This is a genomic window from Ectothiorhodospira variabilis (assembly GCF_022227625.1).
Lineage (GTDB): Bacteria > Pseudomonadota > Gammaproteobacteria > Ectothiorhodospirales > Ectothiorhodospiraceae > Ectothiorhodospira > Ectothiorhodospira haloalkaliphila.
The window spans coordinates 1-21111 of sequence record NZ_JAJNAO010000026.1; the positions used below are offsets into that span (position 1 = coordinate 1).

At 63.4% G+C, this 21111-nt stretch carries 20 protein-coding genes, 1 tRNA gene and 1 pseudogene; 14 read left to right on the top strand and 8 right to left on the bottom strand.

All coding sequences use genetic code 11. The features are described from left to right. Window positions 1–227: 227 nt before the first annotated feature. Together LPW30_RS15005 and ispB are read right to left on the bottom strand one after the other, a co-directional pair. A tRNA-Pro gene (locus LPW30_RS15005) sits at window positions 228–304 on the bottom strand. Window positions 305–402: 98 nt separating this feature from the next. Further along, complete coding sequence (ispB, locus tag LPW30_RS15010; RefSeq protein WP_025282989.1) at window positions 403–1371, bottom strand: octaprenyl diphosphate synthase; 969 nt, start codon at window positions 1369–1371, stop codon at window positions 403–405. A 168-nt stretch (window positions 1372–1539) separates the two neighbouring features. On the opposite strand from ispB, the gene rplU reads away from it, so the two are divergent. The 4 genes from rplU to proB all read left to right on the top strand — a co-directional run bounded on the left by rplU (window position 1540) and on the right by proB (window position 4424). After that, on the top strand, window positions 1540–1851 hold the full coding sequence (gene rplU, locus LPW30_RS15015; RefSeq protein ID WP_025282990.1) for a 50S ribosomal protein L21: 312 nt from the start codon (window positions 1540–1542) through the stop codon (window positions 1849–1851). A gap of 20 nt (window positions 1852–1871) precedes the next feature. Continuing rightward, on the top strand, window positions 1872–2129 hold the full coding sequence (rpmA, locus tag LPW30_RS15020) for a 50S ribosomal protein L27 (RefSeq protein ID WP_025282991.1): 258 nt from the start codon (window positions 1872–1874) through the stop codon (window positions 2127–2129). 161 nt (window positions 2130–2290) lie between these two features. Next, window positions 2291–3313 (top strand): Obg family GTPase CgtA, encoded by a 1023-nt coding sequence (gene cgtA, locus LPW30_RS15025; protein WP_025282992.1) that lies wholly within the window; start codon window positions 2291–2293, stop codon window positions 3311–3313. Then, window positions 3297–4424, top strand: a complete 1128-nt coding sequence (proB, locus tag LPW30_RS15030) for a glutamate 5-kinase (RefSeq protein ID WP_025282993.1) — start codon at window positions 3297–3299, stop codon at window positions 4422–4424. The genes cgtA and proB overlap by 17 nt, the downstream gene beginning before the upstream one ends. A gap of 426 nt (window positions 4425–4850) precedes the next feature. Here the strand turns inward: proB and LPW30_RS15035 are convergent, their stop codons facing one another. Then, window positions 4851–5384, bottom strand: coding sequence for a DsrE family protein (locus LPW30_RS15035; protein ID WP_035369615.1), 534 nt, complete (start codon window positions 5382–5384; stop codon window positions 4851–4853). A 223-nt stretch (window positions 5385–5607) separates the two neighbouring features. On the opposite strand from LPW30_RS15035, the gene rpsT reads away from it, so the two are divergent. From rpsT to LPW30_RS15065, 6 genes are all read left to right on the top strand, one after another. After that, entirely contained in the window at window positions 5608–5868 is a 261-nt protein-coding gene (rpsT, locus tag LPW30_RS15040) for a 30S ribosomal protein S20 (protein ID WP_025282995.1), read from the top strand. 162 nt (window positions 5869–6030) lie between these two features. Continuing rightward, a complete protein-coding gene (gene murJ / locus LPW30_RS15045) occupies window positions 6031–7584 on the top strand; it encodes a murein biosynthesis integral membrane protein MurJ (protein WP_025282996.1) in 1554 nt (517 codons plus the stop codon). A gap of 73 nt (window positions 7585–7657) precedes the next feature. Then, on the top strand, window positions 7658–8611 hold the full coding sequence (ribF, locus tag LPW30_RS15050) for a bifunctional riboflavin kinase/FAD synthetase (RefSeq protein ID WP_025282997.1): 954 nt from the start codon (window positions 7658–7660) through the stop codon (window positions 8609–8611). 16 nt (window positions 8612–8627) lie between these two features. Further along, the gene (gene ileS, locus LPW30_RS15055; RefSeq protein WP_239681261.1) at window positions 8628–11450 is read left to right on the top strand and encodes an isoleucine--tRNA ligase; all 2823 of its coding nucleotides are present in this window, start codon (window positions 8628–8630) and stop codon (window positions 11448–11450) included. 50 nt (window positions 11451–11500) lie between these two features. Further along, entirely contained in the window at window positions 11501–11977 is a 477-nt protein-coding gene (gene lspA / locus LPW30_RS15060; RefSeq protein WP_239681262.1) for a signal peptidase II, read from the top strand. Continuing rightward, a complete protein-coding gene (locus LPW30_RS15065) occupies window positions 11974–12411 on the top strand; it encodes an FKBP-type peptidyl-prolyl cis-trans isomerase (protein WP_239681263.1) in 438 nt (145 codons plus the stop codon). The genes lspA and LPW30_RS15065 overlap by 4 nt, the downstream gene beginning before the upstream one ends. Window positions 12412–12420: 9 nt before the next feature. Here the strand turns inward: LPW30_RS15065 and LPW30_RS15070 are convergent, their stop codons facing one another. Next, window positions 12421–12768 carry a type II toxin-antitoxin system PemK/MazF family toxin gene (locus tag LPW30_RS15070; protein ID WP_239681264.1) on the bottom strand — a complete coding sequence of 116 codons (348 nt, stop codon included), beginning with the start codon at window positions 12766–12768 and terminating at the stop codon, window positions 12421–12423. Continuing rightward, a complete protein-coding gene (locus LPW30_RS15075; protein WP_239681265.1) occupies window positions 12759–12965 on the bottom strand; it encodes a hypothetical protein in 207 nt (68 codons plus the stop codon). Before LPW30_RS15075 ends, LPW30_RS15070 begins: the two co-directional genes overlap by 10 nt. 184 nt (window positions 12966–13149) lie before the next feature. Here LPW30_RS15075 and ispH point away from each other — a divergent pair, with 184 nt between their 5' ends. Continuing rightward, entirely contained in the window at window positions 13150–14085 is a 936-nt protein-coding gene (gene ispH, locus LPW30_RS15080) for a 4-hydroxy-3-methylbut-2-enyl diphosphate reductase (protein WP_239681266.1), read from the top strand. A 78-nt stretch (window positions 14086–14163) separates the two neighbouring features. Here ispH and LPW30_RS15085 read toward each other — a convergent pair whose 3' ends face one another. Further along, complete coding sequence (locus LPW30_RS15085; RefSeq protein ID WP_239681267.1) at window positions 14164–15186, bottom strand: MraY family glycosyltransferase; 1023 nt, start codon at window positions 15184–15186, stop codon at window positions 14164–14166. Next, window positions 15183–16169, bottom strand: a complete 987-nt coding sequence (locus LPW30_RS15090) for an NAD-dependent epimerase/dehydratase family protein (RefSeq protein WP_239681268.1) — start codon at window positions 16167–16169, stop codon at window positions 15183–15185. Before LPW30_RS15090 ends, LPW30_RS15085 begins: the two co-directional genes overlap by 4 nt. Window positions 16170–16333: 164 nt before the next feature. Here LPW30_RS15090 and LPW30_RS15095 point away from each other — a divergent pair, with 164 nt between their 5' ends. Further along, the gene (locus LPW30_RS15095) at window positions 16334–16636 is read left to right on the top strand and encodes a hypothetical protein (RefSeq protein ID WP_239681269.1); all 303 of its coding nucleotides are present in this window, start codon (window positions 16334–16336) and stop codon (window positions 16634–16636) included. Between the two features lie 23 nt (window positions 16637–16659). Here LPW30_RS15095 and LPW30_RS15100 read toward each other — a convergent pair. Next, window positions 16660–18225: pseudogene (locus LPW30_RS15100) on the bottom strand (ATP-binding protein). Window positions 18226–18518: 293 nt separating this feature from the next. Here LPW30_RS15100 and LPW30_RS15105 point away from each other — a divergent pair. Continuing rightward, complete coding sequence (locus LPW30_RS15105) at window positions 18519–20243, top strand: Lcl domain-containing protein (protein WP_239681270.1); 1725 nt, start codon at window positions 18519–18521, stop codon at window positions 20241–20243. A gap of 272 nt (window positions 20244–20515) precedes the next feature. Further along, window positions 20516–21019 carry an Lcl C-terminal domain-containing protein gene (locus tag LPW30_RS15110; protein WP_239681271.1) on the top strand — a complete coding sequence of 168 codons (504 nt, stop codon included), beginning with the start codon at window positions 20516–20518 and terminating at the stop codon, window positions 21017–21019. The last annotated feature ends 92 nt before the right edge of the window (window positions 21020–21111 follow it).

A 21111-nucleotide genomic window follows, 5' to 3' on the forward strand; every position in this document is an offset into this window, starting at 1 on the left:
CGGGGATGAGGGGGTGAACGAAGCCCGGACAGTGACCAGTCTCCCTGGTGCCGGGGGGCGGTGCGCGGGTTTCAGCCGCAGGAAGCGGCTGCAAAGCCTACAGGGATGTATTCACGGCGTCCCGCGCACCGCCCCCCGGCACCAGGGAGACGCCACCCCGGCAACCACCCCCGGCACCCGCCAAAAAAAACGCCACGAAGGGATAACCCTCGTGGCGTTTTTCGATCTGGTCGGAGTGAAAGGATTCGAACCTTCGACCCCCGCCTCCCGAAGGCGGTGCTCTACCAGGCTGAGCTACACTCCGATGAACCGTAGGGCCCACCGGCCCGACAGGCTGCGTATTGTGCTACGAAGCATCGCGAAAGTCCAACTCCGCGAAACCCCATCCACCACCCGCCGTAGTCAATATCCCCGACCCACGGAAAACCGCGCCAGCGAAGCCATGGCCTCCCGGTAAGGGCTCTCCGGCAGGACAGACAGGGCCTCAATGGCATTGTCCGCCTCCTGCTCCGCCATGCGACGGGTGTACTCGATGGACCCTGTGGCCTGGATGGCGGCCAACACCCGCTCGGCATAATCACGTCCGCCCTTCTCGATGGCCTCGCGCACCACAGCGGCATCCGCCTCGCTGCCCACACGCATGGCATGGATCAACGGCAGCGTCGGCTTACCCTCGGCCAGATCATCACCCATGTTCTTGCCCATCGCATCACGGTCACCGCTGTAATCCAGCACATCATCAATCAGCTGGAAGGCCGTGCCCAGGTGCATGCCGTAAGCCGCCAGCCCCTGAATCACCGCCTCGGGCTGTTCCGCCAGCACCGGGCCGACGCGCCCGGCCGCATCGAAGAGCTTGGCCGTCTTGGACTGGATCACATGCATGTAGCGCTCTTCGGTGGTGTCCGCGTCATGGCAGTTGAGCAACTGCATCACCTCACCCTCGGCCACCGTGCTGGTGGTGTGGGAAACGATCTCCATGATGCGCATGTTGCCGATCTCCACCATCATCTCGAAGGAGCGGGAGTAGAGGAAATCGCCCACCAGCACACTGGCCTCGTTGCCGAAGCGCGCATTCGCGGTCTCCCGGCCTCGGCGCATCTCCGAGGCGTCCACCACGTCATCGTGCAACAGGGTGGCCGTGTGGATGAACTCGATGACCGCAGCCAGTTCGATGTGCTGCGTACCCCGATAGCCACACGCCCCGGAGGACAGCAGCACCAGCATGGGACGCAAGCGCTTGCCGCCACTACTGATAATGTAATGGCCCAGCTGGTTGATGAGCACCACGGGGGATTGCAGACGCCGACATATGCAGTCGTCCACCGCCTTCATATCGTCGGCGATCAGGTCGCGAATCTGGTTAAGGTCCATGGACGGAATTTGATCACTAAGGGAAGGAGCCTCGGGCATGCTAGGAACGGAGTGGTTAAGTGTCAAGGCGTATCCCTGAGTTTGCGTGTGTTTCTATTTGACCACCGCTTGCGGCGCAGGTAAACTTCCGCGTCTTTGGATTGAAGACCTTTTCGGAGAACATCAAAGATGTACGCGGTTATCGCTACCGGTGGCAAGCAGTACCGGGTTGCCCAGGGTGAAAAACTCCGGGTCGAGAAGCTCGACGCGGAGGAAGGCGCCTCTGTGGAATTCGACAACGTCCTGCTGGTCGGCAGCGGCGAAGACATCAAGGTGGGTGCACCCTACGTGGAAGGCGGCAAAGTGACCGCGACCATCAAGGCCCACGGGCGCGGCGAAAAGGTGGAGATCATCAAGTTCCGCCGTCGCAAGCACTCCCGCAAGCAGATGGGGCACCGCCAGCACTACACCGAGCTGGAAATCACTTCCATCGCCGGTTGATAGGCAAGAGGTAAGATCAGATGGCACATAAGAAGGCAGGCGGCAGTACCCGTAACGGCCGCGACTCAGAAAGCAAACGTCTTGGTGTGAAGCGCTTCGGCGGCCAGGCCGTGATCGCCGGCAACATCATCGTTCGTCAGCGTGGCACCCAGTTCCACCCCGGCCTCAACGTGGGCTGCGGCAAGGATCACACCCTGTTCGCCAAGGCGGACGGCAAGGTGGTGTTCGAGACCAAAGGTCCCAAGGGCCGCAAGTACGTGAGCGTACTCGCCGCCTGATTGCCGGCCACAAGCGGCAGCAAGGACTCCAAAGCCCCGGCCTTCCGGGGCTTTTTTAATGCCCCTACCTCCCGCGCCCAACCACAGGAGAGGGTGTCGCTTTGCCCCCGGGCGACGTATCCTGACAGGGCAACCACCACCCCGGAACAAGAAGCCAGCCCATGAAATTCGTTGATGAAGCCACCATCAAGGTCAAGGCCGGCGACGGCGGCAACGGCTGCGTGAGCTTTCGCCGGGAGAAATACGTCCCCTTTGGCGGCCCGGACGGGGGCGACGGGGGCGACGGGGGTTCCGTCTACCTGGTGGCCACCCACGACCTGAACACCCTGGCGGACTTTCGCTTCCAGCGGCACTTCGAGGCCGGGCGCGGTGAGAATGGCCGTGGCCGCAACATGACCGGCCATGCTGGCGAGGACCTGGAAGTGGAGGTGCCGGTGGGCACCCTGGCCTTCGACGCCCAGACCGGTGAATTGATCGGCGACCTGGTGAACCATGGCCAGAAACTGCTGGTGGCCCAGGGCGGCTTCCACGGCCTGGGCAACACCCGCTACAAGAGCTCGGTGAACCGGGCCCCGCGGCAGTCCAAGCCGGGCACGCCCGGGGAGCTGCGTCAACTGCGCCTGGAACTGAAGGTCCTGGCCGATGTGGGCCTGCTGGGACTGCCCAACGCCGGCAAGTCCACGCTCATCTCCAAAGTCTCCGGCGCCCGCCCCAAGGTTGCTGATTATCCCTTCACCACCCTGCACCCCAATCTGGGCGTGGTTCGCGTGGGGCCGCTACAGAGTTTCGTGATGGCCGACATCCCCGGGCTCATCGAAGGCGCGGCGGAGGGCGCGGGACTGGGCATACAGTTCCTCAAGCACCTGGCCCGCAACCGCCTGCTGCTGCACCTGGTGGACATCGAACCACCCGATCCTGAGCAGGCGCCTGAGCAGGCGGTTCGTGTGATCGAGCAGGAAATGGCCCAGTTCGACCCGCAATTGCTGGAACGCCCTCGCTGGCTGGTGATCAACAAGGTGGACCTGATCCCGTCGGATGAGCGCGAAGCGCGCTGCCAGGCCGTGATCGAGGCCCTTGACTGGAAGGGACCGGTCTTTCACATCTCCGCCTTCACCGGCGAGGGCACGGACACCCTTACACAACAGGTCATGAGATACCTGGAAGAGCATGACAGCGACACGTGAAGCACTGGGCAAGTCCCGCCGCTGGGTCGTCAAGATCGGCTCGGCACTGATCACCAACGACGGCCAGGGCCTGGACATGCAGGCTCTGGCCGGCTGGGCTGACCAACTGGCCAGGCTCAGCCGTACCGGCCACGAGATCATCCTGGTGTCCTCCGGGGCCGTGGCCGAGGGCATGACGCGCCTGGGATGGAGTGAGCGACCCTCGGCCCTCTATGAGTTGCAGGCAGCGGCTGCCGTGGGGCAGATGGGCCTGGTACAGGCCTATGAGAGCCATTTTCAGAAACACGGTCTGCATGCTGCTCAGGTGCTGCTCACCCATGATGATCTGGCCGATCGGCGTCGTTATCTCAATGCCCGCAGCACCCTGCGCACCCTGCTTCGCATGCATGCCATCCCGGTGGTGAACGAGAACGATACCGTCGCCACCGAGGAGATCCGCTTTGGTGACAACGACACCCTGGCGGCGCTGGTCTGCAATCTGGTGGAGGCGTCGCTGCTGGTGATCCTCACCGATCAAAAGGGCCTGTATGACCGCGATCCGCGCACCTTTCAGGATGCGCGCCTGGTGTCGGAGGGTCTGGCCTCGGATCCGAGCCTGCTGCGCCTGGTGGCGCCCACCTTCGGTCGACTGGGCAGCGGGGGCATGGCCACCAAGCTCACGGCCGCGGCCCGCGCGGCCCGCTCCGGCACCCACACCCTGATCGCCTCGGGCCGCACCTCCGGCGTGCTGGAGCGCATCGCTGCCGGTGAGGATCTGGGCACTTTGCTGCGCCCCGATCGGGAGCCTCTGGCAGCGCGCAAGCAGTGGATCGCCGGGCAGCTGGTCTCCCGGGGGGAGTTGCTGCTGGATGCGGGCGCTGCACGGGTGATCAAGGAGGCGGGCCGCAGCCTGCTGCCGGTGGGGGTCACCCATGTGAAGGGGCGTTTCTCCCGGGGCGAGGTGGTCACCTGCCTGGACCCGGATGGCCGCCCGGTGGCCCGCGGGCTGGTGAATTACGCCGCCGATGAGGCGCGCCGGATCATGGGTCGGCGGGGTGACGAGATCGAATCCATCCTGGGGTATGTGGATGAGCCGGAGCTCATGCATCGGGATAATCTGGTGGTGTTGTAGGGTGCGATGGCGCTCCATCTTCGGGACAGGCTGCGGGGGTAGCGGCCCTGTCGGGTGCTGACAGGCTGCGGGGGTAGCGGCCCTGCCGGCTGCCGGAGGTCTGTTGGCGGGACGCCGTGAATACATCCATGTAGGCTCTGCAGCCGCTTCCTGCGGCTGAAGCCCGCCAACAGACCTCCGGCAGCCGGCAGGGCCTTGATGCAGGGCAGGGACTCCGAGCTTGATTTGACAGAGGCAATGCTCAGCGACAGACACCCCCTTCTCCCCCTCGGGGGAGAAGGGCTGGGGATGAGGGGGTGAAGCAGGCACTGCGCCAATCCTCACCCCTCACCCCAACCCCTCTCCCCGCAGGGGAGAGGGGCTTGGAGCGTCTCTTTCATCATCGGAGGTGCCCCAACACCGTGATGCATGAGCACCAGGCCGGGACTATTCGATCTTGATGTAGGCAAACCCCTTGGTGTTCTGCAGTTCGGCCAGGCGCACCACGCCTGAGGGCACCATGGACACCCCGTCGTAGAGCCCATCTTCCGGCAAATCAAGGGCCGAGCGGGTGATGTCGCAGAGCTCCACCTTCACGCCATGCACGGACATCAGGGAACTGAGTCGACCGCGCAGATTGTCACGTTCGGCGGCCAGGGTGTCGTCCTCGGCGAAGGGGGAGCCTTCCAGGGGGTCGTCGGTCAGGAAACGGATGCCGTGGGAGACGGCGACGATGCGGATGTCGTGATCCATCAGTTCATTCTCGTAGTGCACCGCCATGTTGTTGATGCTGGTGAGCATGGCGCTGAACCGGCGGGGATCAGAGAAATCTGCGTGGTAGACCACGCGGGCGGCGGGGTCCGCAGCGGCAGCCGTGGACGGCACCACCAGGAAGGCCAGGCTGATGAGAAGCCAGGCCATGGCCAGGCCCTGCCAGCGTTTCAGTCCCGAAGCCGCGGTTCGGCCTTCGTGAGCGCTCATCCCGGTCGGACAGGATTGTGTCATGACGTATCCTCCATTGGTGTTCCCCATCGCCTCCTCTGGCGGCGGGTGCAGCCAAGAGTGGCAGCCGCATTGCGGCGGATCAATCTGCAGCGCAGCAAGTTCATGAAAGATGCGGGCATCAGGGGAATTGACATTCCCCCCGCTTCCATGCAAGATTGCCGGCTTTTCCGGAACTGACCCGAATTTTCAGGAGATTACCTTGGCCAACATCGCCTCAGCTCGCAAGCGTGCCCGCCAGAGCGAAAAGAATCGCCAGCACAACATGGCCGCGCGTTCGCGCTTTCGCACTGCCATCAAGAAGGTGCTGAAGGCTGTGAAAGCGGGTGACAAGGACACCGCCACCAGCGCCTACCAGGCCGCTGTGCCGGTCATCGACAAGTCCGTTTCCAAGGGTGTCCTGCACCGCAACAAGGCAGCGCGTCACAAGAGCCGCCTGAACGCACGGGTGCGGGCGCTGTAATCGACCTGACTCTCTTCTCCCCCCCCAGGGGGGAGAAGGCCCTCACCCAACCCCTCTCCCCGGGGGAGAGGGGCTTTCTGGTTCATCTGTGATGATGTGCCTGTGAACCCGGTCACCCCGGGTTTTTTTTGTGCCCGGCAAACCGCGAGCTCGCTTCAACCCATGAGCCGACTGCTCAAGTCCACCGCTGTTGTCAGCGCCATGACCCTGGTGTCGCGGCTGTTCGGCTATCTGCGGGATATGGTACTGGCGGTGAGCTTCGGCGCCAGCGGGGCCACCGACGCCTTCTTCGTCGCCTTTCGCATCCCCAACTTCCTGCGCCGGCTGTTTGCCGAGGGGGCCTTCTCCCAGGCCTTCGTGCCGGTGTTTGCGGAGTTTCGTGAGCAGCGCGGCCACAAGGCACTGAAGGATCTGGTGGACCATGTGAGCGGCGCCCTCACCCTGGTGCTGTTCCTCACCACCCTGCTGGGGGTGTTGGCTGCCCCCCTCTTGATCAGCGTGTTTGCCCCCGGATTTCACGGGGAGGATGGCCGTCACGCCCTGGCCACCGACATGCTGCGCATCACCTTCCCCTATCTGCTGTTCATCTCGCTCACGGCCATGGCCGGGGGCATTCTCAACAGCCTGGGGCGGTTCGCGGTGCCGGCCTTCACGCCGGTATTCCTGAATCTGTCCCTCATCGCCGCCGCCGTATGGGGGGCGCCGCACTTCAACGAGCCGGTGGTGGCCCTGGCCTGGGGCGTGTTCCTGGCCGGTATCGTTCAACTGGCCTTCCAGGTACCCTTCCTGGTGCGCCATGGCCTGATGCCGCGCCCCCGGCTGCGCCGGGCCCACGAGGGCGTGAAACGCATCGCCAAGCTCATGCTCCCGGCCATCTTCGGCACCTCGGTGGTGCAGATCAATCTGCTGGTGGACACCCTGATCGCCTCGTTCCTGGCCGCAGGCTCCATCACCTGGCTGTATTTCTCCGACCGCTTCGTGGAACTGCCCCTGGCCCTGTTCGGCATCGCCATCGGCACGGTGATCCTGCCGCGCCTCTCCGGGGAATACGCCCGCAAGGACCCGCAGGCATTCAGCAAGACCCTGGACTGGGCCCTGCGCCTCTCCCTGCTGATCGCCCTGCCCTCGGCCCTGGGTCTGATCCTGCTGGCCGCCCCCATCCTCGCGGCACTCATTCAGTATCAGGAGTTCCTGGAGAGCGACACCCGCATGGCCGCCTTGTCGCTGATGGCCTATGCCATCGGTCTGCCCGCCTTCATTCTGATCAAGATCCTGGCGCCGGGGTATTTCTCCCGCCAGGACACCAAGACCCCGGTGAAGGTGGCGGTGATCGCCATGCTGGCCAATATGGCGCTGAACCTGGCCATTGTGGTGCCCTGGGTGTGGATGGGCTGGCCCGGGCCGCATGCCGGCCTGGCCCTGGCCACGTCGCTGTCGGCCTACCTGAATGCCGGGCTGCTCTATCGCGGGCTGCGCCGCGATGGCATCCTGGTGATTCTGCCAGGCTGGCTGGGACTGTGGTGGCGCATGCTGCTGGCAGCCGGCCTGCTCACCCTGCTGTTGCTGCTACTGACTCCGGAACTGAGCCAGTGGAGTGAGTGGCCGGCGCTGACCCGGGTGAGCGCCTTGCTGGGCCTGATCGCCCTGGGCGGCGGAGCCTATGGCTTGGCACTGCTGGCCACGGGCGTGCGACCGCGGACATTCCTGCTGAGGTGACCCGCCGGGACGTCTGTGACCCTGTAAACGTTCCACCCCCCCACGTATAATCGAGGCTTTTGCGGCCAATCCCATGGAACTGATTCGCGGTGCCCACAACCTGAGGCCCCGACACCGGGGCTCGGTGGTCACCATCGGCAACTTCGACGGTGTGCACCTGGGGCACCAGGCGGTGCTCGGACAACTGGCCGAAAAAGGGGCCGAACTGGGCCTGCCCACGGTGGCGGTCACCTTCGAGCCCCTGCCACGGGAATACTTCATGGGCGAGCGCTCGCCAGCCCGGCTGCAGCGCTTCCGGGACAAGCTCCTGGCCATGCGCCGTTTTTCCGTTAACCGGCTGCTGTGCCTGAACTTCAACCCGGCCCTGGCAGGGATGAGTGCCCAGGACTTCATCCGGGAACTGCTGGTGGAGCGCCTGGGTGTGCGTCACCTGGTGGTGGGTGATGACTTCCGCTTCGGCAAGGGCCGCGCAGGCAACTTCGAAACCCTGCGCGAGGCGGGACGGGTGCATGGTTTCGATGTGGCGCACATGCACACCTTTCACATCGATGGGGCCCGGGTGAGCAGTACCCGCATCCGCGGCGCCCTGGCCGAAGGCCGCATGGATGAGGCCGAAAAACTCCTGGGCCGCCCCTATCGCATCAATGGGCGCGTGGCCCATGGCGACAAAAAGGGCCACCTGCTGGGCTTCCCCACCGCCAACCTGCGTCTGGGCCCCTGCCCCATGGCGGTGCGCGGCGTGTTTGCCGTGGAGGTGTTCGGCCTGCCCGGCGAACCGGTGCAAGGCGTGGCCAATGCCGGCACCCGGCCCACGGTGGGGGGCGTCCAGAACCGCCTGGAGGTGCATCTGTTCGATGTGGATGCCGACCTCTACGGAAAACACCTGCATGTGGACCTGCTCCACCGCCTGCGGGATGAAAAACGCTTCGCCTCCCTGGATGAGCTGCGCGCGCAGATCACCCGGGACGCTGACCATGCCCGTGCATTCTTTCAGGTGCGGCCCGACGACGCCCGTTCGCCGGACTGAATCGAGGATTTCCAGCTTGACCGACTATAAAGACACCCTGAACCTGCCCAAGACCGACTTCCCCATGCGCGGCAACCTGGCCAAGCGCGAGCCGGACATGCTGGCCACCTGGGAAAAAGAAGGACTGTACCAGCAGATCCGCCAGGCCAGCGCTGGTCGACCCCGCTTCGTGCTGGCCGACGGCCCACCCTATGCCAATGGGGACATTCACATCGGCCATGCGGTGAACAAGATCCTCAAGGATGTCATCGTCAAAAGCCGCACCCTGGCGGGCTACGACGCCCCCTATGTGCCCGGCTGGGATTGCCATGGCCTGCCCATCGAACTGCAGGTGGAGCGCAGCCAGGGCAAGGCCGGCAAGGGGACGGATGCCCGCGCCTTCCGTGAAGCCTGTCGCCACTTTGCCCAGGATCAGGTGAACCGCCAGCGCGATGACTTCAAGCGCCTGGGCGTACTGGGCGACTGGGAGAACCCCTACCTGACCATGGACTACGCCGTGGAAGCGGACATCATGCGCGCCCTGGGCCGCATCATCGACCGTGGCCACGTCATCCAGGGCAACAAGCCCGTGCACTGGTGCGTGGACTGCGGTTCCGCCCTGGCCGAAGCCGAGGTGGAATACGAAGACAAGACCTCCCCGGCCATCGACGTGCGCTTCCGTGCCCTGGACGACGAGGATCTGCTCAGACGCATGCATGGGGAGAGTGATGCCGGCAGCGGCCCCATCAGCGTGGTCATCTGGACCACCACCCCCTGGACCCTGCCCGCCAACCAGGCCGTGGCCCTGAACGGGGAACTGGAGTACGCCCTGGTGGCCGTGAATGACGAGCGCCTGCTGGTGGCCGCCGACCTGGTGGACAACCTCGTGCAACGCTACGGACTGGAAGGCCACCACATCATCTGTCGCGCTCAGGGCGCGGCCCTGGAAGGCCTGCTGCTGCAGCACCCCTTCTACGACCGCCAGGTACCCGTGATCCTGGGCGAGCACGTGAACCTGGAAGCCGGCACCGGCGCCGTGCACACCGCCCCGGGCCATGGTCAGGACGACTACATCGTCGGTCGCCGTTATGACCTGTCCGTGGACAATCCGGTAGGAGGCGATGGCCGCTTCCTGCCCTCCACGGAGCTGTTCGCCGGGCTGAGCGTGACCGAGGCCAACGGCCGCATCCTGGAAGTGCTCAAGGAGCGGGGGGCGCTGGTGCACATGGAGAAACTGCGCCACAGCTATCCCCATTGCTGGCGCCACAAGACCCCCATCATCTTCCGGGCCACCTCTCAGTGGTTCATCAGCATGGACAAGGCGGAACTGCGCGACGGCGCACTCAAGGCCATCGAGCAGGTGCAATGGGTGCCCGACTGGGGGCGCGCCCGCATCGAAGGCATGGTGAGCAACCGCCCGGACTGGTGCATCTCCCGGCAACGCAACTGGGGCGTGCCCATTCCCTTGTTCATCCACAAGGAAACCGGCGCACTGCACCCAGACACCCAGAACCTGATCGAGGTCGTGGCCAAAAAGGTGGAGAAGGAAGGCATCGAGGCCTGGTTCTCGCTGGACCCGCAGGAACTCCTGGGTGACGACGCCGAACGATTTGAAAAACTCAGCGACACCCTGGACGTATGGTTCGACTCCGGCGTGACCCACGCCACCGTGACCGAGCGTCGCCCGGGCCTGGGGCTGCCGGCCGATCTGTACCTGGAGGGCTCCGACCAGCACCGGGGCTGGTTCCAGTCGTCCCTGCTCACCTCCGTGGCCATGCGCGGCGTCGCGCCCTACAAGGCGGTGCTCACCCACGGCTTCACGGTGGATGCCCAGGGCCAGAAGATGTCCAAGTCCAAGGGCAACGTGGTGGCCCCGCAGAAAGTCATGGATACCCTGGGCGCCGACATCCTGCGCCTATGGGTGGCAGCCACCGACTTCAGCGGCGAGATGGCCGTCTCCGACGAGATCCTCAAGCGCACCGCCGATGCCTATCGACGCATGCGCAATACCGCCCGCTTCCTGCTGGCCAACCTGAACGGCTTCGATCCGGCCACGGACCTGCTACCCGCCGAGCGCATGCTGCCCCTGGACCGTTGGGCCGTGGACCAGGCCCTGCAGGTGCAGCAGCATGTGATCCGCGCCTACGAGCACTACCAGTTCCACCAGATCTACCAGCGGGTGCATAACTTCTGCTCGGTGGAGATGGGCAGTTTCTACCTGGACGTGATCAAGGACCGTCAGTACACCACCCAGGCGGACAGCCGTGCGCGCCGCTCGGCGCAGACGGCCATGTACCACATCATCGAGGCCATGACACGCTGGTTGACGCCCATCCTCTCCTTCACGGGCGAGGAAATCTGGCAGCAGATCCCCGGCGAGCGCAACGCCTCGGTGCTGCTCAACACCTGGTACGATGGACTCTTCCCCCTGCAGGACGATGCGCCGCTGGGCGTGGAGGACTGGCGCCGGGTGCTGGAGGTCCGTCAGTGCGTGAGCCGTGAACTGGAGAAGCTGCGCAACGAAGGCGGCATCGGCGCCTCCCTGGATGCCGAGGTGGACCTGTATTGCGATGCCGGCCTGCAGGAGATCCTCAGTCGCCTGGGGGATGAATTGCGGTTCGTGCTGATCACCTCTTACGCCCGGGTACATGCCCTGGGTCAGGCACCGGCCACGGCCGCGGCCTCCGCCCTGCCGGATGGCACCGCCCTGGCCATCCGCGCGCTGCGCTGCGAACATGCCAAGTGCCCGCGCTGCTGGCACCATCGGGAAGATGTCGGGGCCAGCACCGAGCATCCGGAGTTGTGCGGGCGCTGCGTGGAGAACGTGGCGGGCGAGGGGGAGCAACGGGCATTTGCCTGAGCGGGCCGCCGTCCATCACCACAACCTCAGCAACAAGGGATCCCAACAACATGCTCAAATGGCTATGGCTCTCCTTCGGAGTGATCGTCCTGGATCAGATCACCAAACGCATTGCCGAGTACCAGTTGGTGCAATTCGCCCCCATGGAGATCCTGCCCTTCCTGAACTTCGCCCTGGTGTACAACCAGGGCGCCGCCTTCAGCTTTCTCAGTGACGCCGGCGGCTGGCAACGCTGGTTCTTCACCGCCCTGGCGCTGCTGGTGAGCGCCATCATTATCTGGTGGCTGTACCGCCTCAAGCGGGGCGAGACGGGCACGGCCATCAGCCTGGCGCTGATCCTGGGGGGCGCCATCGGCAATGTCATCGACCGGATCCTGCACGGGCACGTGATCGACTTCATCGACGTCCACTATGCCGGCTACCACTGGCCCACCTTCAACATCGCCGACAGCGCCATCACCATAGGCGCCGTGATCCTCATCGCCACCAGCCTGATGCCCGCACGTCCAGGGACGCAGGGCACATGATCTCGCCCGGCAGCCGGGTGCGCATGCACTACACCATCACCCTGGAAAACGGCCAGGTGGCCGACAGCACGCGGGAAGATGGGGGCGAGCCGGTGGAATTCACCGTGGGCGAGGGAGAACTGCATGGGGCCCTGGAGGGGCTGGTCACCGAACTGTCAGAGGGGGAATCCCGCACCACCACCCTGCCCCCTGAACGGGCCTTCGGCTTCGCCACCGCCCAGGCGGTGCAGACCATGGAGCGCAGCGACTTCCCCGAGGACATGCCCCTGGAGCCAGGCCTGCTGGTGGGGTTCGACACACCCAAGGGGGAGCAGATCCCGGGGCTGATCCGGGAGATCGAAGGGGACAGGATCACGGTGGATTTCAATCACCCGCTGGCGGGGCATGAGATCACCGTGGAAATTGAAGTTCTGTCAGTGAAAAAGCCAAACTGAAGCAAGCATCTAGTTCCGACCGCCGCATCCGAAGAAATGGCAGAAGTCTTCATGCAACTGCCGCAGGCGTGCAGGCGTCAGGTAGCCGTATTTTTTGACGATCACATCCTTGGAGATCACGAAGGTCTTCCTCACCATGACCTTCGATCGCTTCGGAAGTGTTCCCGCTGCCAGGTCGGACGGCTCGAGAATATGCTCGTCAGCATGCAGCCTGGATGTCTGGCTACTGACCGGGATACCGACAAAGTCCTTGAAGGGGAGATTATCCTTGAACACGACGACGGGCCTGCGTTTACGGGTCTTCAGATCCGAGAAATAGAATTCGCACAACACCAGGTCACCCGGCGCTATTTCCATATCTCATCCTCGCCAGGTGCCAGCCATTCCTCAATGATACCGGCCGAATGTTCTGAAAAGGCCTGGACGTCAGAGTCACCCACCGGTTCCTCAACCAGTACAACGACACGGACGTGAACATTATTCAGGCGTTCGTACCCTTCAGGGATCTTCACAACCCCTTCACGGACATCCGCCTCAAACTCGATTGCATACATGCGGCACCTGCAAGAGAAGGGATCCGGGCACTGATCATAGCAAATATACTCGTCACCTCGGCCAAACACCCCCGTATCAAAGAGACCCGCTGTCCTATTCCCCCAGTGCTGGCATGCCCATTCGGCACCCTGGCTCGGTTGTTGTAGGATGCGGGGTTACCAGTCACCCTCAGGCCAGATAAACATGCACATCCTCCTCGCCAACCCCCGTGGATTCTGCGCCGGTGTCGACCGGGCCATCGAGATCGTGGAACGGGCCCTGGACCTGTTCGGCCAGCCCATCTATGTGCGCCACGAGGTGGTGCATAACCGCTACGTGGTGAACGAACTCAGGGAAAAGGGCGCCGTCTTCGTGGAGGAACTGGATCAGGTGCCCGATGGCGCCACCGTGATCTTCAGTGCCCACGGCGTACCCCGCAGTGTGCGGCACGAAGCCGACAAGCGCGGCCTGCGGGTCTTCGACGCTACCTGCCCGCTGGTCACCAAGGTGCACATGGAAGTGGCCCGTCATGCCGCCCGGGGTGAGGAAGTCATCCTCATCGGTCACGCCGGCCACCCGGAAGTGGACGGCACCCTGGGGCAGTATGATCGCAGCCAGGGCGGCGAGATTTACCTGGTGGAAAACATCCAGCAGGCTCAGGAACTGGCCGTGAAGGACCCGGACCACCTGGCCTACGTGACTCAGACCACCCTTTCCATGGATGACACCCAGGGCATCTTCCAGGTGCTGCGGGAGCGCTTCCCCAACATCCAGGGGCAACGCCGTGACGACATCTGCTATGCCACCCAGAACCGCCAGGACGCCATCAAGTCCCTGGCCGGGCAGTGCGACCTGATCCTGGTGGTAGGCTCCCCCAACAGTTCCAACTCCAACCGTCTACGGGAGATCGCCGAGAAGATGGGCATCCAGGCCTATCTCATCGATGGCGCCGAGGACATCGACCCGCGCTGGCTGGAGGGCCGTCAGCGCATCGGCATCACCGCCGGCGCCTCAGCCCCGGAACTGCTGGTGCAGCAGGTGGTGGAGCACATCAAGCCCCTGGGCGTGGAGACCTGCGTGGAACATGAAGGCCGCAGTGAAAAGGTGACCTTCTCCCTGCCCAAGGAACTCAGGCCGTAGGACAAGAAAGGGGACGACAAAAAGGGGACAGACACCTTTTCCGGAGGAAAAGGTGTCTGTCCCCTTTTTGATCCCTTTTCAGGAGTCGCCGGGTCTGCCGGCGCCGAGGAGGAGGGCCAGCGTGATGAGTGGTGCGTAGGCCAGGGCCAGGCCGGCCATGGGGGGGATTGCCCCCAGCGCCACGGCGGCTGCCCAGGGGGTTAGCCAGAACAGGTTGATGGTGGCCGCGCCGAGGGTGACGGGTATGTGGGAGTCCAGGTGGCGGGCGGCGCGCTGATAGGCGTGTCGTCGGTGGGCCTGGTGTACCGGCTCGCCGCGAAGCAGGCGCCGCAACAGCGTGAGTGTGGCATCCACCACGAACACGCCCAGCAGGATCAGCCAGGCCCAGAACAGCGCCGGATCCAGCCACCCCGCGTACAGGGACAGCACACCCAGGGTCATGCCCAAAAAACCGCTGCCCCCATCCCCCATGAAGATGCGTGCCCGCGGAAAATTCCAGGGCAGGAACCCGGCCACCGCCGCCGCCAGTAACAACGGCCCCCAGGCTGCCTCCATGCCCACTGCCAGGGCACCCAGCAGCGCGGCGCTCAGGCAGACCGTCAGCGCCTGGATACCCGCCAGCCCATCGATACCATCCATGAAATTGTAGAGATTGAGCAGCCAGACCAGGTAAAGCACCCCAAGGCCCAGGCCAAACACCCCCGGATCCACTCCAGTCAGCCATGGGATCACCGGCGGCAAGCCCCCAAGCCAGAACAGTGCCCATATCGCTGCCAGTCCATGCACCCCGAGGCGGGTGCGCACCGACACATGTCCGCGATCGTCCATCCAGCCGATGCCCGCGACCGCCAGCGAGGCCCCCAGCAGGGCCGCATAGACTGATGGGGCCAGCCCCCCCGACCCGGCAAGCACCGTCCAGGCCACCGCCGCCGTGACAACGATGGCCATACCGCCGCCCCGAGGCGTGGGACGCTGATGGGAACTGCGTGCATTGGGCACGTCGAGCAGACCATGGCGCAAGGCGTGGTGTCGCAGGCCCGCCGTTGCCAGGGCCGAGCACATCATCAGCACCAGCCATCCCAGCACCCCCACACCCGTCATGGCCGGCCCATCCGACCACGGGCGCTCACGGTGGCCTCCAGGGCGGTGGCCATGGACACCACCGGATGCCAGCCCAGCCTCTCCCGGGTCGCGGAGATATCCACCTGAAGATTTTCCAGCAGGCGCGCTGCCTGATCGGCGCGGCCAAACAGGCGGGCCGCCCCGGACAACATTCCTACGGGAACCGGCCACAACCGGGCAGGCACACCCGCCGCACGGGCGATGCGCCGCACCAGCTCTGGTGTGGACACATCTTCACCGTCGGAGACCAGGAACGTACCGCCTGGCGCCGCGGGATGATCGATGCATCGCAGGATCAGATCCACCAGGTTATCCAGCGCCACCAGCGAACGCCGGTTGTCCACCCGGGCCAGGGGCAAGGGTCGGCCACGCTCAACCCAGCGCACCAGTCGCTGGAAGTTGGCGCCCACCCCGGGGCCGTAGACCAGCGGCGGGCGGATCACCACCACCTCCAGGTCCGTACGGGCCGCCACGTCGGCCAGGGCTCGCTCCGCGCGCCACTTGGAACGACCGTAAGGGTCGTCGGGCATGGGTAGGGAAGGCGCGGGATCCGCCCGGGCCGGCGCATCCACCGGCGTGGATTCCCCATGCACCTTCACCGAGCTGAGATACACCAGCCGCCTCACCCCCAGGCGGGCAGCCTCGGCCGCCAACCGGGCAGAACCGTCGGCGTTCACCCGATCAAGGGCCGCCCAGGCCTCCCCCTCAGCATTTCGGGACACCGGCACATGCACCCGGGCCGCGGCGTGCACCACGGTGTCCACCCCACACAGCGCAGCCTCCCAACGGGTTTGCGGGCCAATATCCTCGATCAGGGTGACGGGCACCCCGGCCACACTCATCCCCGAGCGAGCCAGCGGGCGCACGGGTCGCCCGCGTTCGGCCAGCGCCGCCACCAGCGCGGCGCCGATCCAGCCGGTGGCGCCGGTCACGGCGATGGAGTGATTAGAATGATCTGACATATCCATGATTCGATGTTCAGGGTCGGATGACCGAGGGGCAGCCCAACATCGTAAACCATGGGGCATGTTTTGCGACCCCGGCCTGAGCAGCTCCCCCATCCTCGGGCCCATGAGCGATAATCGGGGCGAATTGCCGAATGTCTTCAGGCCAGGAGATCAGACGCATGATCCATTCAACCCTCTGCCAGTGCTTTTTCAGCCTGGCCCAGCTGCTGCGCGTGGAATCCGGACAGGCAGCATTCGACATTCCGGTGGGTCGCACCCAGGAAGGATCAGTCATCCGGGAACGCCGGCAAGTCCCCCTCACCCCCACCGGCCGGCAGACCGATATCGAACTGGGCTACGCCTTTTCACCCTCCCCCACCCGGCGCCTGGAGTTCAATGTGCTGCATGTACTGGAGCCGGATCATGTGCGCAATGCACCTGCTGACACGGCGGTGCTGACACGGTACGGGCGGCGGTTCTGAGTCGGTGCCAACTACGCGCTGGGTCAGGCTCGGATCGTCTCCACATCAAACGCCACGATCTGCCGCTGTGCGCTGGAGAATTCCACACCGATCAGGTGAATGGGCTTGCCGGTGGCGCGGTATTTTTCTGCGTAGCCTCTGGCCTTGATCTGTTCCAGGGCCTTGCCGTCGGGCAGTTGCTCCACCACCTTGAACTCGAAAAGGTAAATGTGCCCGGCAAAGTCCACCGTCATGTCCACCTTGCCATGGTGGCTGGAGTCTTCCACCGTGACCTGCCCCCCCAGGGCCGCAAAGTGACTGTAAAACACACTGGCATAGTGCCCTTCGTATTGGACGATGGGGTTGTTGCGGTACCAGTCGTGAGGCAGGCCCGCATAGAGGGCCTTGAGGTGGTTTTCCAGCCCGGCCAGGTCATGGTTGCGCAGGTGGGTAAACAGGGTTCTGCGCGCCCGAGGGGCGTTTTCCAGGCCCAGCGAGGGCAGCAGAGCAAGGTTGAGACTGGTTTCCACTTCCTGGTTGGGAAAGCCCAGGGTGTACTGGCGGTACCCCAGCATGGGCTCTTCCAATGTCTTGATGGTCAGGTAGCCGGCCTGGAACAGCAGGGCGTCGGTACTGATGTTGTCCACGTCGAACTGGCTGAGCAGTTCGTATTCCGTTTCCCAATTATCCAGCGATGGCGTGTAGATGCCCCGTTGCCTGAGCATATCCACCAGAAAGGTGGGGGTCGCGCTCTCGAACCAGTAGGGGCCGAATTGGCGATTCTGGAGCAACAGCAGGACATCAAAGGGATTGTAGACGGAGGTCACCTCCTGCCCTCCCCAGCGGTAACCGTTGTACCACTGCCGGATGGCATCGCGATCCAGGCCAGGCAACTCGGGGGCAAACACCGTATCCAGATCGTCATCGGTGTAGCCGCAGAGGGTGGTGAACTCGGGTAGCAGGGTGATGTCTCGCAGGTTGTTCAGCCCCGAGAACAGGCTGACCTTGCTGAACTTGGATACGCCAGTGAGCAGCACCAGGTGCAGGTGCGGATCGGCATCCTTGAGCACGCTGTAGAGGTTCTTCAAGCCTTCGCGCAGCTCACGGGCGCGCTCGGGTTCGCGGATATTGTCCAGGATGGGCTTGTCGTATTCGTCGATCAGCAGCACCGCCCGTTGACTCTGGCGCTGGTGCGTTTGGTGGATAAGCTCACGAAAACGACCAGCGATCGAAGTATTGCGCAGGGAAACGTCCAACGCTTCGGCCTGGGCGTTGAGCAGTTCATGGATGTGAATGTCCAGGGCCTCGCGGCTGGTCAGCACCCCATCGCCAAAACTCAGTCGAATGACCGGATGGACGGTCTGCCAGTCCCAGCGGTCGTGGATGTAAAGTCCCTCAAAGAGTGACTGACGGCCTTCAAACAGGCAGCGCAGGGTGTCCAGCAGCAGGCTCTTGCCGAAGCGTCGAGGGCGGGAGAGGAAATAGTACTTGTTCTGCTGGACCAGGCGTTCGATGACGGGCGTCTTGTCCACTTAGTAATAGCCCCCCTCGCGGATCTCGGAGAAGGTTTGAATTCCGATGGGGAGTCTGAGGCGCTGATCAGTAGCCATGCCTGGCCTTCCGGGGACAAGTATCATGCCGACGATGGCAGTCTATCATGGTCCCGGAGGCGCTGTGCTTGTGTGGGAGCGGCCTGTGCCTGTCGCCGCACTCCCAGTCCTGTAGCCCTAAAAAATGCAACTTTCTCAATTACTGGCCCCTTCAGGGGATTGACTGCGCCTCGCTTAATTGGCCTGAAAAGCTTGACGCATGGCACATCGTGTTCTAAACACCCCTTGTGAGCAAAAAATCGATCTTGTCAAGTCCACTCTGCACTGTGGGTAAACCGCGAAGAGAGCGGCGCTTGAAGAGCGTCGAAGGGGGTTTAATGCGGGGGTATTTATGGTGGCGCTCGATGCGGACGCTGGCGGGTGCAGTTCTTACGCTCGCCTTCATGCTGGTTTGCTCGCCGGCACACGCCGTCGAGCGGGGAGATGGTACCCCTTGGCGTGTCACGGAAATCTACCTGGCGACCCTGGGATATGCGCCGGATCTTGAGGGCGTGGACTACTGGGTGGAGAACATTCGCAGCAACCCGGAGTGGACACCGACCACGGTCGCCCAAAGCTTCTTTGACCAGCCCCTGGTGCAGGAATCCTATCCCGAGTCCCTGGGACACGGCCCGCTGATTGAATCCCTCTATCAAAACCTGTTCGATCGACCCGTGGATGATGAAGGGTTGGCCTACTGGCTGGAGGCCCTGGAGACGGGTCGCGTCCAGCGCAATGAAATGATCATTGCACTGATCGACGGCGGTTGGGGCAATCCCGAAGCAGAGCAGGACATGGCACGGTTCGGGAATCGTGTGCGTGTCTCTTTAAGATTTATGGATTATCAGAGACAGCAGGGCCTGACTTACGGCTCCCTGGAGGAAGCGCAGCAACTCGAGTTTCGCGAGGCGGGGCGTGATGTATTGTCAGGTGTGACCCACGAAGAGGCCACTTATGACGGGGCACTGGAGCGGATTCCCGAGTTGTTGAGTTGGGCGGGGCAACCCGGGGATGGCGTTCCTCCACTGCTGCCTATGCCGGATTTTGAATTCAATCCTTCGCAAGGCCAAGTGACCATGAACTGGGATCAGCGCTCGGACTGGGCCTACAACGTCTTTGTTTCCCGCGACGCGGATTGTGACATCAGCAACTACAGTTCATGCACCGAAGGCCGAATGATCGCAGATGCTCTCCCTGGGCTGACGGTTGGGGAACTGCGGAGGAATGCGGGCTACCACTTGGTGCTTGAGGTGATCGATGAGGAGGGGCGTGCCTGGCTTCAGGCCCCGCAGACGGTCCGATTGGAGATGGTGAGCGCTGTTGCTCCGCTCAACGATACGGGCATTTTCTGGAGCGTTGACCACATGGGTGGGCGAGTTTCTTTCTGTGACCCTCAGCACGCCCCGGGGCAGGATTGCCAGTACGGCCGCGATGCGGAAGCAGCCGCCGGCACGCTGATTAAGGTGGGAGGTGGCAACGCTGGGTTTGACTTCACCAAGATTGCGAACGACGGTTCCGAGTTGCCGTTCTCAGCCTCGCTGGGTAGTGGACCCAACGACTGGGCCTGTACGCGTGACAACGTCACCGGGCTGATTTGGGAGGTAAAGGTGAGGGGTGCCCACCACCTGCGTGGGGATATACACAAGTACACTTGGTATGACCCTGGCAGTCCCGACGGAAATCCCGGTGTAAAGAATGGCGGCTCCTGCGGCGGACGACACGGGCCCATCTGCGATACCACCGGTTTCGTGCAAGCAGTAAACGACGAGGGTCTGTGTGGAGCAAGTGACTGGCGTATGCCAACGCGCCTAGAATTACAGGGGATCGTGGATTACGGGCGGGACAGAGATGTTCGGGTAGATAGCGGGTATTTCCCCAACACAAGAAGTCGTAGTTTTTGGACGGGGACCCCCAGCGCAAAAAATTCGAGCAACGCTTGGCGGATCCTATTTTCGCCGACTAGCACGAGGACGGTTGTCGATGATAACGACAGTCGGGGCTTAGAGCATTATGTGCGCTTGGTGCGCGACGGAGAGTGATCTGGAACGCGCCGGACTTATTTGGGTACCAGGAGGTGTTGGCTTCGCGCAGTCGCCGGGGGACACTGAAAGCGATCGTGCGCGGGAGGGACTGTCTTCTCCTGGATCCCCCGTACCCCGCAAGCGTTCATCTGCAACGGTCGATTGCCCGCTGATGCCAAGGCATCGTATGCCAGATTCTTAATCGTGGCTTGCCGCGAGGGCGTGCGGAGGGTGTTGGATGCGACCTGAAACGCGGCGAGCTTATTAGTCGACACGTTTGAATAGGGGGCATGATGCAAGCCACATTGAGAGAATGGTCCGCCCTGATCCTTTTGGGTCTATTCCTTTGGGGTGCTAACGTCCAAGCGGATTTCTGCCGAAACAACCTTCCAGCGAGCAATCCCGATGAGGCTTATATAAACCATGGCAATGGCACGGTAACCGATAAACGCACCAGTTTGATGTGGAAGCAGTGCGCTGAAGGCCTAAGCGGCGTCAACTGCGAGAGTGGTGACCCACTGGCGTTGGAATTTTTTGATGCACTAGCGCACGCTGAAGCAAGCACCTTTGCTGGCAATAACGATTGGCGGTTGCCGAACGTGAAGGAGTTGTCGAGTCTCGTTGATGTGTGCACGGCGTTCCCTTCTATCAACACCAACCACTTCCCGAACACGCCAGTGGCTGGTTTCTGGTCGGGTTCGCCGATACTTTCCGTGTCCTTCGCCGATGGGAACGTGCGCCACGCTTGGACGTATGAATCGCAGCGCGTTCGTCTCGTCCGCGACGTACCGTGATTCTGTGCGCGTACGAGGCTTATCCTGTGTCAAGGAAGCGGTGCCGTCATGCGCCGCGCCCCCCGGTGGCCTGGTTCGACCGCGCCAAGATG

Excerpts from the sequence above, each read along its gene's own strand:
- LPW30_RS15075 (WP_239681265.1), bottom strand. The coding sequence starts at position 12,965 with ATGTATGCAATCGAGTTTGAGGCGGATGTCCGTGAAGGGGTTGTGAAG.
- LPW30_RS15085 (WP_239681267.1), bottom strand. The coding sequence starts at position 15,186 with ATGACGGGTGTGGGGGTGCTGGGATGGCTGGTGCTGATGATGTGCTCG.
- cgtA (WP_025282992.1), top strand. The coding sequence starts at position 2,291 with ATGAAATTCGTTGATGAAGCCACCATCAAGGTCAAGGCCGGCGACGGC.
- murJ (WP_025282996.1), top strand. The coding sequence starts at position 6,031 with ATGAGCCGACTGCTCAAGTCCACCGCTGTTGTCAGCGCCATGACCCTG.
- LPW30_RS15095 (WP_239681269.1), top strand. The coding sequence starts at position 16,334 with ATGATCCATTCAACCCTCTGCCAGTGCTTTTTCAGCCTGGCCCAGCTG.
- LPW30_RS15090 (WP_239681268.1), bottom strand. The coding sequence starts at position 16,169 with ATGTCAGATCATTCTAATCACTCCATCGCCGTGACCGGCGCCACCGGC.
- LPW30_RS15065 (WP_239681263.1), top strand. The coding sequence starts at position 11,974 with ATGATCTCGCCCGGCAGCCGGGTGCGCATGCACTACACCATCACCCTG.
- ribF (WP_025282997.1), top strand. The coding sequence starts at position 7,658 with ATGGAACTGATTCGCGGTGCCCACAACCTGAGGCCCCGACACCGGGGC.
- LPW30_RS15110 (WP_239681271.1), top strand. The coding sequence starts at position 20,516 with ATGATGCAAGCCACATTGAGAGAATGGTCCGCCCTGATCCTTTTGGGT.
- proB (WP_025282993.1), top strand. The coding sequence starts at position 3,297 with ATGACAGCGACACGTGAAGCACTGGGCAAGTCCCGCCGCTGGGTCGTC.
- ispH (WP_239681266.1), top strand. The coding sequence starts at position 13,150 with ATGCACATCCTCCTCGCCAACCCCCGTGGATTCTGCGCCGGTGTCGAC.
- LPW30_RS15070 (WP_239681264.1), bottom strand. The coding sequence starts at position 12,768 with ATGGAAATAGCGCCGGGTGACCTGGTGTTGTGCGAATTCTATTTCTCG.
- lspA (WP_239681262.1), top strand. The coding sequence starts at position 11,501 with ATGCTCAAATGGCTATGGCTCTCCTTCGGAGTGATCGTCCTGGATCAG.
- LPW30_RS15035 (WP_035369615.1), bottom strand. The coding sequence starts at position 5,384 with ATGAGCGCTCACGAAGGCCGAACCGCGGCTTCGGGACTGAAACGCTGG.
- rplU (WP_025282990.1), top strand. The coding sequence starts at position 1,540 with ATGTACGCGGTTATCGCTACCGGTGGCAAGCAGTACCGGGTTGCCCAG.
- ispB (WP_025282989.1), bottom strand. The coding sequence starts at position 1,371 with ATGGACCTTAACCAGATTCGCGACCTGATCGCCGACGATATGAAGGCG.
- rpmA (WP_025282991.1), top strand. The coding sequence starts at position 1,872 with ATGGCACATAAGAAGGCAGGCGGCAGTACCCGTAACGGCCGCGACTCA.